General features: G+C 39.3%; 13 protein-coding genes. 4 read left to right on the top strand and 9 right to left on the bottom strand.

Annotated features, from left to right (window positions below):
• Positions 1–45: 45 nt before the first annotated feature.
• The 4 genes from O3746_RS07030 to trpS all read right to left on the bottom strand — a co-directional run bounded on the left by O3746_RS07030 (position 46) and on the right by trpS (position 3571).
• Complete coding sequence (locus tag O3746_RS07030; RefSeq protein WP_197560903.1) at positions 46–1293, bottom strand: NupC/NupG family nucleoside CNT transporter; 1248 nt, start codon at positions 1291–1293, stop codon at positions 46–48.
• Positions 1294–1399: 106 nt separating this feature from the next.
• Positions 1400–2188, bottom strand: a complete 789-nt coding sequence (locus tag O3746_RS07025) for a 4Fe-4S cluster-binding domain-containing protein (RefSeq protein WP_371448337.1) — start codon at positions 2186–2188, stop codon at positions 1400–1402.
• Between the two features lie 32 nt (positions 2189–2220).
• Positions 2221–2511, bottom strand: coding sequence for a YfcZ/YiiS family protein (locus tag O3746_RS07020; protein ID WP_005697358.1), 291 nt, complete (start codon positions 2509–2511; stop codon positions 2221–2223).
• Positions 2512–2566: 55 nt separating this feature from the next.
• Positions 2567–3571 carry a tryptophan--tRNA ligase gene (gene trpS / locus O3746_RS07015; protein WP_371448334.1) on the bottom strand — a complete coding sequence of 335 codons (1005 nt, stop codon included), beginning with the start codon at positions 3569–3571 and terminating at the stop codon, positions 2567–2569.
• Positions 3572–3711: 140 nt separating this feature from the next.
• On the opposite strand from trpS, the gene hflD reads away from it, so the two are divergent.
• Together hflD and purB are read left to right on the top strand one after the other, a co-directional pair.
• Positions 3712–4335: a high frequency lysogenization protein HflD gene (hflD, locus tag O3746_RS07010; RefSeq protein WP_371448332.1), complete on the top strand. Its 624-nt coding sequence runs from the start codon at positions 3712–3714 to the stop codon at positions 4333–4335.
• Between the two features lie 16 nt (positions 4336–4351).
• A complete protein-coding gene (gene purB, locus O3746_RS07005) occupies positions 4352–5719 on the top strand; it encodes an adenylosuccinate lyase (RefSeq protein ID WP_371448330.1) in 1368 nt (455 codons plus the stop codon).
• 104 nt (positions 5720–5823) lie between these two features.
• Here the strand turns inward: purB and O3746_RS07000 are convergent, their stop codons facing one another.
• Positions 5824–6237, bottom strand: coding sequence for a PACE efflux transporter (locus tag O3746_RS07000; RefSeq protein WP_065243610.1), 414 nt, complete (start codon positions 6235–6237; stop codon positions 5824–5826).
• A 61-nt stretch (positions 6238–6298) separates the two neighbouring features.
• On the bottom strand, positions 6299–7354 hold the full coding sequence (locus tag O3746_RS06995; RefSeq protein ID WP_049369753.1) for an extracellular solute-binding protein: 1056 nt from the start codon (positions 7352–7354) through the stop codon (positions 6299–6301).
• A gap of 158 nt (positions 7355–7512) precedes the next feature.
• Here O3746_RS06995 and O3746_RS06990 point away from each other — a divergent pair, with 158 nt between their 5' ends.
• A complete protein-coding gene (locus O3746_RS06990) occupies positions 7513–8808 on the top strand; it encodes an FAD-binding oxidoreductase (RefSeq protein ID WP_049369754.1) in 1296 nt (431 codons plus the stop codon).
• A 53-nt stretch (positions 8809–8861) separates the two neighbouring features.
• Here O3746_RS06990 and asnC read toward each other — a convergent pair whose 3' ends face one another.
• Complete coding sequence (gene asnC, locus O3746_RS06985) at positions 8862–9314, bottom strand: transcriptional regulator AsnC (protein WP_049357122.1); 453 nt, start codon at positions 9312–9314, stop codon at positions 8862–8864.
• Between the two features lie 154 nt (positions 9315–9468).
• Here asnC and asnA point away from each other — a divergent pair, with 154 nt between their 5' ends.
• Positions 9469–10461, top strand: coding sequence for an aspartate--ammonia ligase (gene asnA / locus O3746_RS06980; RefSeq protein WP_070582924.1), 993 nt, complete (start codon positions 9469–9471; stop codon positions 10459–10461).
• Between the two features lie 60 nt (positions 10462–10521).
• On the opposite strand, the gene O3746_RS06975 is transcribed toward asnA, so the two are convergent.
• The gene (locus tag O3746_RS06975) at positions 10522–11613 is read right to left on the bottom strand and encodes an ElyC/SanA/YdcF family protein (protein WP_371448326.1); all 1092 of its coding nucleotides are present in this window, start codon (positions 11611–11613) and stop codon (positions 10522–10524) included.
• A gap of 70 nt (positions 11614–11683) precedes the next feature.
• Positions 11684–12961 (bottom strand): anaerobic glycerol-3-phosphate dehydrogenase subunit GlpC, encoded by a 1278-nt coding sequence (gene glpC, locus O3746_RS06970; RefSeq protein WP_111328750.1) that lies wholly within the window; start codon positions 12959–12961, stop codon positions 11684–11686.
• Positions 12962–12964: the final 3 nt, after the last annotated feature.

The following is a 12964-nucleotide window of genomic DNA, read 5'->3' as shown; positions in this document are numbered from 1 at the left end:
GTGGTGTTGAGAGATAAAGTGCGGTCAAAATTCACCACATTTTAATTACATTGCTACGCCGCTTAACTCGATGAATAAACCTGCGATAGTCGCACTCATTAAGTTAGCTAATGTACCCGCTACAACTGCTTTTAAACCTAAGCGCGCAACATCACCACGACGATTTGGTGCCATACCACCGATACCACCGATTAAGATTGCGATAGAGCTGAAGTTAGCAAAACCACATAATGCGAAAGTAATGATGGCTTTAGTTTTTTCACTTAATACAACTGCTGTATCTGGTTGTAAGTATTTCGCGAACTCTAAGTAACCCACGAATTCATTTACGGCTAATTTCATACCAATCATTTGACCCGCGATTGCAGATTCATCCCAAGATACACCAATTAAGTACGCTAATGGTTTGAAGATCCAACCAAAGATTGATTGTAATGTTAAATCACCGTAACCGAACCAGCCGCCTACACCACCTAAAATACCATTAACTAAAGCAATTAAACCCACGAACGCGATTAACATCGCACCTACGTTTAACGCTAATTGCATACCGGCACTCGCACCACCCGCCATGGCCTCAAGCACGTTGGTTGGTTTTTCGCTATCATCCGTTTCAGGTTGTTTATCGTTAAATTGTTCAGTTTGTGGGAATAAAATTTTCGCAAATAATAAACCTGCTGGTGCAGCCATGAAAGATGCTGCGATTAAGTAAGTCAACGGCACGCCCATTCCTGCATAACCTGCCATGACTGAGCCCGCGATAGAAGCTGTACCACCCGCCATAATAGCGAACAATTCAGATTGGGTCATATTTTTAATGTAAGGACGAACCACTAAAGGTGCTTCAGTTTGACCAACGAAGATATTCGCTGCTGCAGACATTGATTCTGCTTTAGATGTACCTAACGCCGCTTGCAATGCACCACCAATCACTTTGATGACAACTTGCATAATGCCTAAGTAATAAAGCACAGAAATTAAACCAGAGAAAAAGACGATGATTGGTAACACTTTCACCGCAAAGATAAAGCCGGCATTTGAAGGATCTGCTAAGCCACCAAAGACGAAGTTAATCCCTTCATTACCATAAGCGATAACATTTGATACACCATTTGCTGTCGCTTGTAATGCATCACGACCAAACGGCACATACAAAATAAGGGCCGCAAATCCGATTTGGATCGCCAAAGCCCCTAATACAGTACGTAAATTAATCGCCTTACGATTATTTGAAAATAATACGGCAATGACCAGTAATACGACAATGCCTAAAACGCTACCTAAAATACCCATTTTTTTCCCCTAGGTTGGTTAGATAAGTAAGTGAATAAAATTGTCCTATTCTACTTGTTTTTCGGGAAAAAGTCGGAATATTTTTGCTACTTTTCGGTATGTTTGCTTATAAAATGGCCACAATTTTGGTCAGACCACAAGATTTCGCATAGTTTTCAAGTGCTTGGGTCTGTTCAACAGTTGGGACATAAGGGGTGAGCCCTTCGGCATCTCGTGCACCTTTTGTGTGCATTCGGATAATTTTGAACAACACATCTGGATAGTCGTTCAATAAGGCAGCGACCTGTTCCACCAACTTTTCAGCATCAAAAAAATTTGCCACATAAACTAACCGCACTTCTTCCACTTTATTTAATGGTAATAATTGCGCCAAGTTCTTCAAATTGCGATCTAAGTTTTCTTGCTTAATATGTTGATGAGTGGGGATGATATTTTTCGGGACAATGCCTTGGCGATTTTGTCTATCAAAGCACAAACTCTGTAAGCCAAGTCCTTCTCCTTTCAAATCAAAGAGAAATTTGTCTGTAACCTCAATTAAAGGACGAATTGCGTCAAATTCAAAGAAACCACTGCTATCTAAATAGCAAGTTAGCCCTTCCTCACGTAGTTTTTGAAACAATGGAACAAGCTTTTTATGATGAATGGTGGGCTCCCCACCAGAAACTGTTACGCCACGAATGAAAGGCACAGCATCCATCACTTGCTCATACAAATACTGCAAACTGACTTGATGAGCGCCTTCGGCATAACGAGGGATAGTTTCTGGATTATGGCAATAAAGGCAGTTTAACTTACAACCTTGTAAGAAAATACTGGTACGATTCCCCTGTCCTTCTACATTAGAAAAAGGAATAATACGATGCAGGGGAACATAAATATCAGAAAGTGCGGTCACAAATAGCGCTTTTTTCTAGAGTAAGTTATCACTTACACAAGCTTCATTTGGAAAATCACTAATTCGGCTTGGCAGCAGAATGTGAAAACCGCTTTAAGTACATATCCCTCTTCAACCTGTTGAATTTCAGATTGAATTTGGCAAGGTTCACTTTCTACATCACGTGCTTTTAATGTGAAATATTCCAATGCGCCTTCTGCATCTTGACGAGTCGCGTAAAACTGCTCGATAGGTAAACTACAATCACTGTTATCAAACAATGATTTCATATCGAAAGTATTACAGCCTACACATTCAATTGGTTTTTCAGTTTGAATGGCCATCTTTTTCTCCTTATCTAAAAAAGCCGTGATATAACACGGCTTATTAAGTTTAAAATTATTTTGCAGCAACAAAGCCGACGGCTTCGTACACTTTGGCAAGAGTTTCTTTCGCTCTTGCACGGGCTTTTTCCGCACCTTGACGCAAAATCTCGTCTAAAAGTGCTTCATCGTTACGATATTGATAGAAACGTTCTTGCAAACCTGCAAGTAAGTTTGACACTTCGTCAGCCACCGCTGTTTTTAAGTGTCCATACATTTTGCCTTCAAATTCTTTTTCAAGGTCTGCCACAGATTTATCTGTTACCGCAGAAAGAATATCTAATAAGTTAGACACGCCCGCTTTGTTTTTCACGTCATAACGTACAACAGGCGGTTCATCAGAGTCTGTTACCGCGCGTTTGATTTTTTTCGCCACCGATTTAGGATCTTCAAGCAAAGTCACCACGTTATTACGGTTATCATCGGATTTAGACATTTTTTTATCAGGATCTTGCAAAGACATAATACGCGCACCGGCTTTGCCTAAGAAGATTTCAGGAATAGTGAAAATATCACCATAAAGCGCATTAAAACGAGCGGCAATATCACGGGTGATTTCTAAATGTTGTTTTTGGTCATCCCCTACCGGCACGCTTTTTGCTTGGTAAAGTAAGATATCTGCTGCCATTAAAACCGGATAATCAAATAAACCCACGTTAATATTTTCTGCATAACGTGCTGATTTATCTTTAAATTGAGTCATACGGCTCATTTCACCAAAATAGGTGTAGCAGTTTAATACCCAGCTTAGTTGAGTATGTTCTGGTACATGAGATTGCACGAAGATCGTGCTTTTATTCGGATCAATGCCACAAGCCAAGTAAAGGGCGAGCACATCAAGAGTTGCCTTGCGAAGCGCCACAGGATCTTGACGTACAGTGATGGCATGTAAATCCACCACACAGAAAATACACTCATAATCGTCTTGCATTTTCACCCAGTTGCAAAGTGCACCTAAATAATTCCCGATAGTTAATTCGCCGGAAGGCTGCACGCCACTGAATACAATTGGTTTTGTCATTGGTTATCCTTTTATTCTATAAACTGAATTGGCGCTATGATAACAAAAGATAGGGCGTTTTTTAATGATTGAGTTCAAAACAATGTGTAAAAATGCTATATTACGCCAAAAATTTCTGCAGCTCACAATTTATAATCCCAATGAAAAATTATAATGATATGGCTCTGGCACTTGCCGGTGTTTGTCAATCAGTCTTATTAATCAGTCAATTAGCACAAAAAGGCGAAGTTGATAACCAAGATGCATTCCAAACCACCATTCATTCTCTTCTGATTACTCAACCTAAAGATACATTAGCCGTATTTGGCAGTGATGTTCAACATCTTAAAGTGGGATTAAACACACTTATCGAGCAACTCACCCAATTAAATGACAAAAATTTATTAAATTATTGGGGTAGCTTGTTAGCGTTAGAGAGCAAATTAAACAAACAACCTGAAATCAAACAAGAACTTGGCCGCCGTATTGCCCGTTTACCGGAACAACTTGCTTATCACGACAATCAATTTGATGATGAGATGTTTTCTATCATGGCAAACATTTATGTCGATACGATTAGCCCTTTAGGCAAACGCATCCACATTATTGGTTCGGCATATCATTTACAGCAACAAAGCGTGCAAGACAAAATTCGTGCGTGTTTACTTGCCGGCATTCGTTCTGCCGTTTTGTGGCGTCAAGTCGGCGGCAGCAAATGGCAGCTGTTATTTCATCGTAAAAAATTAGTGCAAGCGGCACGACAACTCTACTCAACTTTAAATTAATCCTTGGAGAACTCTTATGCAACTTTCCGCATTAACCGCTCTTTCCCCGATTGACGGTCGTTATCAAGATAAAGCCACCGCATTACGTGGTATTTTCAGTGAATTTGGCTTGCTCAAATTCCGTGTCACCGTGGAAGTACGTTGGTTACAAAAATTGGCGGCGACCGCTGAAATCCAAGAAGTTTCTTCTTTGTCTAAAGAAGCAAACGATTACCTTAATAAAATTGTGGAAGAATTCAGTCTTCAAGATGCTGAACGTATCAAAGAAATTGAGCGCACCACGAATCATGATGTCAAAGCGGTTGAATATTTCTTAAAAGAAAAAAGTGAAGCTTTACCAGAATTAGCCAAAGTCTCTGAATTTATTCACTTTGCTTGTACCTCGGAAGATATTAACAACCTTTCTCACGCCCTAATGTTAAAAACGGCGCGTGAAGAAGTAATCTTACCGGAATGGCAAAAACTGATTGATGAAATCACCCGTCTAGCGAACGAATACAAAACCATTCCATTACTTTCGCGTACACACGGCCAACCTGCTTCACCAAGTACTGTGGGTAAAGAAATGGCTAACGTGGTTTACCGCTTAAGACGCCAATTCAAACAACTCCAACGAAATGAAATCTTGGGTAAAATCAATGGCGCGGTGGGTAACTACAATGCGCATTTATCGGCTTATCCAAATATCAATTGGCATAAATTCAGTGAAGAATTTGTCACCTCATTAGGTTTAGATTGGAACCCATACACTACTCAAATTGAACCTCATGATTACATTGCTGAATACTTTGATGCCGTGGTTCGTTTTAATACCATCATCATCGACTTCGATCGTGACTTATGGGGTTACATTGCGTTAAATCACTTTAAACAACGCACTATCGCGGGTGAAATTGGTTCATCTACCATGCCACATAAAGTGAATCCTATCGACTTCGAAAACTCAGAAGGTAACTTAGGTTTAGCCAATGCCGTGATGACTCACCTAGGTCAAAAATTACCAATTTCTCGCTGGCAACGTGACTTAACGGATTCCACTGTATTACGTAACTTAGGCGTCGGTTTAGGTTATTGTTTAATTGCGTATGCCGCAACGCGTAAAGGTATCAGCAAATTAGAAGTGAACGAACAACATCTCCGTGATGAACTCAACCAAAACTGGGAAGTTTTAGCTGAGCCAATTCAAACCGTGATGCGTCGCTATGGTATTGAAAAACCATACGAAAAATTAAAAGAACTCACCCGCGGTAAACGTGTTGATGAAAAAGCGATGCGTGAGTTCATCGAGAAACTGGATATCCCTGCAGATGAAAAAGCGCGTTTACAACTACTCTCTCCTGCAACCTATATTGGTGCAGCCATTGAGTTAGTGGAAAAACTATAAGAAACAAAAGGGCGTTTTATAACGCCCTTAAAAAATTAAAGTGCGGTCAAAACACTAGAGATTTTGACCGCACTTTTTATTCTTTTTTACTATTTCCCGTTTCATCATTCACGCTTAATAAATAGCAATCGTGCGTGATCATACACCCAATTAAAAATAAAGGTATAAACGGTTACCATCACCGTTAAGCTGAAATCCATCATAAAAGCTGTAATCCAATCCACTTTTAAAAAGTAAGCAATGATCGGCACGGTGAAAATAAGTAAACCGCCCTCAAATGAAATGGCATGTAAAGTACGAAATATGACACCTCGCTTTTCTCGCGGCCCCGTAAAGACTTTATCAATAAAATAATTAAAAACGAGGTTCCATAGCATGGCGGTTAAGGAAACCAGTACCATGGACCCAAAGAGAATAGAAACACTTTCTTCTGTAAAGAAATACAAAGCGAAAACAGAAAGCAACACAACCGTGGTTTCAAACAAGATTGCATGAAAAAGCCGCTCAAGAAAACTCATTTGTCATCCTTTACAAAGCAAAAGTGCGGTCAAATTCACCGCACTTTTCATCAATATTTGATTAATTGGTTTTTAATTTATTCCAATATTTTTCGTAAATGTCCACTGCTTCGCCCACATCGCCTTGCATAATGCCTTTTTCAATGTTTTCAGCAGATGGGAACAAGGTTGGGTTATTCGCCATTTCAGGTGAAAGTAACGCTTTCACGCCTTCATTTGGCATTGAGAAGCCCATTTTTTCAACCACTAATTTCGCATTTTCAGGGCGAAGTAAGAAGTCGATAAATTTATAAGCGCCCTCTGTATTTTTCGCACCTTTTGGAATCGCGTAGTTATCCATCCAGAAAATTGCGCCTTCTTTTGGATACACAAATTGGATACTTGGATTTTCTTTGTGTGCTAAATAAGCTGAACCATTCCATAACATACCGATAGAAGCTTCACCTTGAACAAACGGCACTTCTGGCGAATCAGAGTTAAAGGTCACTACATTTGGTAACAATTTCAGTAAGCGCTCATAAGCGGCTTTAATGTCTTCTTCATTCTTAGTGTTCGGTGATTTACCATCTAAAAGTAATGCAATGTGGAACACTTCACGCGCATCACTGGTTAATAACACTTTGCCTTTGTATTCTGGATTCCAAAAATCAGCCCAACTCGTAATTTTGCTTGGGTCAATATCATCCGCGTTCACACCGATACCAGTTAAGCCATAAACGTAAGGCAGAGAATATTTGTTATTTGGGTCAAATTCCTTGTTTAATAAATTTGCTGGAATTTGTTTAAAATTACTTAATTTGCTGTGATCAAGCTCTTGCAACATGCCTTCTTTCGCCATTTTATTGACGTAATAGCTTGATGGGAAAACTAAATCATAACCACTGCCGGTACTAGAGGTCAGCTTTAATTTAGCATACATTTCTTCATTACTTTCAAATGTCGAATAAATCACTTCAATGCCGGTTTCTTTGGTAAATTCCGCAACCAAATTAGATGGCACATAGTCAGTCCAGTTATAAACATAAAGTTTTTCAGCAGCAAATGCCACAGAGGTTGCGACGAATGCGACGGCAGACAGACAAAGTGATTTAATGTATTGAACAGCATTTTTTTTCAATTTATTGACCTCCTCAGGACAATCAAAATAAACCTTAAGTAATCGTTTACCTATGTAAACTTGGGGAGTATAGCACCTTTTTTGCAAAAGGTTTGACATATTTTCCCATCAGGGTAAGATTTCTCTCATCTCTATTTTATGTTAATCAATCATCAACTATGCTCGAATTTGCTCATCAAGAACACGTCAAATCTTATTATCTCGATAGTCGAAATCAAACCTTTGAACTGCCGCCTCTCACTCAGCAAGAAGAAGCGGATATTTGTGTCATCGGGGCGGGTTTCTTTGGCTTATCTGCTGCCCTTGAATTAGCGGAAAAAGGCAAAAAAGTGATTGTGCTAGAAGGTGCGAGAGTCGGATTCGGCGCATCTGGTAGAAGTGGTGGTCAAGCCATCAACGGTTTTGAAGAAGGCATTGATGAATATATTGCTCAAGTAGGCTTTGATAAAGCGAAAAAACTTTGGGATATGTCGCTAGAAGCCATTGATATTATTGATGAACGCATTGCTAAATATGGTATTCAATGTGATTGGAAAAAAGGCTATGCCACATTGGCTTTAAATGAACGTCGTATGGACGATCTCATTGAAATGGAAAAAGCTAGCCACGCAACTTTTGGCTATGACAAGATGCAACTTTGGGATAAAGCCAAACTGAAACAACATTTAGGCAGTGATATTTATGTGGGCGGTTTATACGATAGTAATTCTGGTCATTTACACCCATTAAACTATTGCTTAGGCTTAGCAAAAGCTTGCTTGGATTTAGGCGTGCAGATTTATGAACAATCGCCTGTTGTGGATTTAGTAGAAAAATCAGGTTGTATTGAAGTCAAAACCGATAAAAGTGCGGTCATTTCTCAAGATGTTATTTTAGCCACCAACGCTTATATTGATGCGCTACCAAAATCCATTCATCGCGGCATTAATCGTAAAATTTTGCCAGTAGAAAGTTTTATTATTGCGACCGAACCTTTAGATCAAGCCACGGCTGACTCCGTGATCAATAACGGCATGTCTGTTTGCGATAACAATATCTTGCTTGATTATTATCGTTTGAGTGCAGATAACCGTTTGTTATTTGGTAGTGACTCGAGCTCAGAAAAAGATATGGTGCAAATTATGCGTGGCAATATGTTGCATGTCTTCCCACAGTTAGAAAATGTCAAAATTGACTATGGCTGGGCAGGGCCAATTGATATGACACTGAACGCAAGCCCGCATTTTGGTCGTATCTCACCGCATATTTACTTTGCACAAGGTTACTCGGGGCATGGCGTCGCACTCACTGGGCTTGCAGGACGCATTATTGCAGAAGCGATTTTAGGTAATGACGAACGTTTGAGAATTTTTGAAGAACTGAAAGTCCCATCGTTTTACGGTGGCAAACGCCTCAAAAACTTAGCCACCAAGATCGGCGTGCAATATTACAAATTCCTCGATCGCTATCGTTAATCCAAGAAAAGCAAAAGGCGTGTTTAATACACGCCTTTATTGTTTCGATAACATTAAGGTTTAATGTCTCGTAAAATAGGATTTTGCATGGAAATCAGAGTTTCCGTCGATTGAATTTCATCAATCAGCTGAATTTTAGTCGCTAACACAGAATGTAATTCGGCGATGGTGTGCGTCATCACTTTAATAAAAATCGAATAGTTACCTGTGGTGTAATAGGCTTCCACCACTTCATCAAAAGTGTCGAGCTTTTTAATCACTTTTTCGTAATCTTTTGCGCTTTTCAAAATAATGCCAATAAAGCAACACACATCGTAACCCAACTTACGCTCATCAATAATCGCTTTTGTGCCTTCAATCAAACCAGATTGACGCATTTTCTCTACGCGAACATGAATCGTACCAGGGCTCACACCAAAGCTTTTTGCCATTTCTGCATAAGGCGTACGAGCATCTTTGGTCAGTACTCGGAGAATTTGTCGATCGAGCGTATCGATATTGTGCATATAGCCCCCTGTTAGATCTTTTTTAAAATATCTTCTTTATTTTTGATAATATTCAACATTTAAAACAATGTAAAGAAATTACTTGAAACAATTTGCAATTTTATTGAATAATGCACAACAAATCTTACCAGTTATTATAAAAAGAAGGATAAATATGAAAAAGACGTTTATTTTACAACAACAAGAAATTAGCTTTGTGAAGAACACCTTTACTCAAAACTTAATTGAGCAACTTGGCATCATCGAAGTGCAAGGTCCAATCCTTAGTGAGGTTGGCAACGGTATGCAAGATAACTTATCAGGCATTGAGAAAGCGGTTCAAGTAAACGTGAAATGCATCCCAAATGCGGTTTATGAAGTGGTTCACTCATTAGCAAAATGGAAACGTCACACTTTAGCACGTTTCCACTTTAAAGAAGGCGAAGGCTTATTTGTGCACATGAAAGCATTACGTCCAGATGAAGATTCATTGGATCAAACTCACTCTGTTTATGTGGACCAATGGGACTGGGAAAAAGTGATTCCTGAAGGTCGTCGTAACTTTGCTTATTTAAAAGAAACTGTACGTTCTATCTATCGTGCAATCCGTTTAACTGAATTAGCAGTAGAAGCTCGTTTTGATATCCCATCAAGCTTACCAAAAGAAATCACCTTCATTCACAGTGAAGATTTAGTGAAACGCTACCCAGATCTTTCAAGCAAAGAGCGTGAAAATGCGATTTGTAAAGAATATGGCGCCGTGTTCTTAATCGGTATTGGTGGCAAATTATCAGACGGTAAACCACATGATGGTCGTGCACCAGACTATGATGACTGGACAACTGAATCTGAAAACGGCTACAAAGGCTTAAACGGTGATATTTTGGTGTGGAACGCTGAGTTAGGTAAAGCGTTTGAGCTTTCTTCAATGGGTATTCGTGTGGATGAATCCGCATTACGTTTACAAGTTGGCTTAACCGGTGATGAAGATCGCTTAAAAATGGATTGGCACCAAGATTTATTAAACGGCAAATTACCTCTCACCATCGGTGGTGGTATCGGTCAATCTCGTATGGCTATGCTTTTACTTCACAAAAAACACATTGGTGAAGTGCAATCAAGTGTATGGCCAAAAGAAATGTTAGAACAATATCAACATATTCTTTAATCGAAAGAGAAAATAAAAAGTGCGGTGAAATTTCACCGCACTTTCGTTTTGAAGGATTAATTAATCTTGCAATGCACCGCTGTTAAACATTGGTAATCCCATTGTTTTTAAACTGTCGCGATAAATACCCAGCAAGTCTTTCTCCGTAATTTTTTGTAACTGATCTAACGGTTTATCTAATGCGGCGACCGTTTCAATCACAAGACCTTGTGGACCAGATTCTTGCGTCGCAATTTCAAATAACGCTTGTCCACGACGAACATGACTACCCGAACTAATCAACACAGCATGTTTGATTTTGTGTTTTGCTAAAGAGTAACGAGAGAAAAGCGCATTTTCGACTGTTGAACGTGCATAGTTATCAGAATAAATACGGCTTGCATCAACGCCTTTCTCAATCAACCATTGCTTCATTAAATCCCCTTCGGTTTTATTGTTTTGTGGCACTCCGCCTGTCACAATAATTAACGCATCTGGATTTTGATTCGCAATTTCTAAGGTTTTCTCTAAACGTTGTACCAAAATATCATGCATACTGCCATCTGGATTTAAAGCGTACCCCAACGTAATAATCGCCGATTGCGCCGGTAACTTGGCTTCAAGTTTGTCAGTAATTGGCTGATTAGCTGCTTTGTCAATTACGGCAAAAACTTTCTCTAATTTGCTCGCACTTTCTGGTGAAAGTTGTTTTAAGCGATCTAAATGTTTTGTTGTTTCTGTTTGATTACCTTTAAAACGATTCCATGCAGCCAAGTAAGTATGCGCTTTCACATCATCTGGCGCCACATCAAGCACTTTTTGATAAAGCTCAATGGCTTTATCGGTATTGCCGTTATAAATATTAGCATTCGCTGCACCAAACAAAAAATCCACACGATAAGGCTCAAGCTTATACGCTTCTAATAAAAGATCCGCAATACGCTCCATATTGGAAGGAAGTTTCGCGGTAAAACCTGCATTTGAAACACGAGCCGGTGAGTTTTGGATTTTCACTGCTTGTTCAAGCAACTCATCCACAACCTGTCTTTGAGTAAGAAGTTGTTGATAGTTTAATTGAGGCTCAAGCACTTTCACTTCTGCCGTGCTGGCAAAGCTGTTTACTGCAAGAGATGAAAGCACAGCAAGTAAGGAAACCTTGAAGATTTTTTGCATAATTAATTCTCCATATTGGATTGAATAACAAAAAGAGCGGTCACTTTTTTATCAGTTTCCGCTCTTTTCTCTAAGCTTGATTCATCGACATACACAATAACGTCAATGGATGGATACAAGTCACGTTAGATGACATATCGATCTGCCATTTACAAGTTTGGCATTCAGAGATCACGTAATCAAATCCGCCTGCATTGATGTTATCGAATAAGTTTTTACCGATAGATTGGGAAACCTCATAGTTTTCTTCTTTGAAACCGTATGTTCCTGCGATACCACAACATTGTGATGGTAACATCACTACTTCTAAACCTGGAATTTGTTTTAACACTTCCAAGGTGTATGGTGCCCAACCCGCTTTATCCACGTGACATGCGGTGTGATAAGCCACACGCAATTTGAGTGGTTTAAGTGGTAAGGTTTTACCTTCTTTAAAGAGTTGATACAAGAATGGTGTCACCATGTGAATATGCGGACGAACTTTCGCATTGTCGATGCCTAAAATATGATGATATTCATCACGTAAATTTAAGGCACAACTTGATGCTTCGCTGATCACATCCAAGCCATTTTCATCCACCATTTTACTGATGTAATCGGTGTTAAATTGTGCAATTTTCTTCGCACGTTCTGGGAATTGGTTCACGCTCAATGGCAAGCCACAGCATTTTTCTTTTTCCAATAACACCACACCAATATCCATGGCATTGAATACTTGAATAAATTCTTTACCCAATTGTGGATTATTATAGTTCACATAACAACCGTGATAATACGCCACTTTGCGTTCGAATTTTTGTTGGCTTTCCAACATTTTTTTCATATACCAGCTGCGGAACGTACCAAAGGAATATTTTGGTAACGTACGATGACGGCTGATTTTTAATGCTTTTTCCAACACAAATTTTGTCGCTTTCAAACCTGTAATCGTATTCACAATTGGTGCAAGCGGTGTATTAAGTGACCCCATAATATCGGTATTACTTAAAATCGCATCACGTAATTTTTGCACGGCTGGCTTGTGTTGTTGAGCAAGGTATTTGTTTCTTGCGCGAACAATAATATCACCAATTTTTACATCGGACGGACAGGCAATTTCACAACGTTTACAGTTAGTACAGTATTTCAATGCTTCATCATAAAGTTCGGCTGATTTTAAGCGTAAACGCTCACCATCTGGGCCAGATTGTTTTGGACCTGGATAGTTTGGATTTTGACGCGAAACCGGACATACTGCTGTACAAGCCGTACATTTAATACAGCTCTCAAAGCTTTCATCAAACGCATGATGATGTTGTGGTGCATTAAGGGATTGTTTTGCATTATCAATTAATTGTTGAATGTTCATAAC

Origin of the sequence: Haemophilus sp. 27098_8_127 (assembly GCF_041433495.1) — a bacterium.
In the GTDB taxonomy this organism is placed as follows: domain Bacteria; phylum Pseudomonadota; class Gammaproteobacteria; order Enterobacterales; family Pasteurellaceae; genus Haemophilus_D.
Note: the sequence above shows the minus strand (reverse complement) of the source record. Positions and strands in the feature narration are given on the sequence as shown.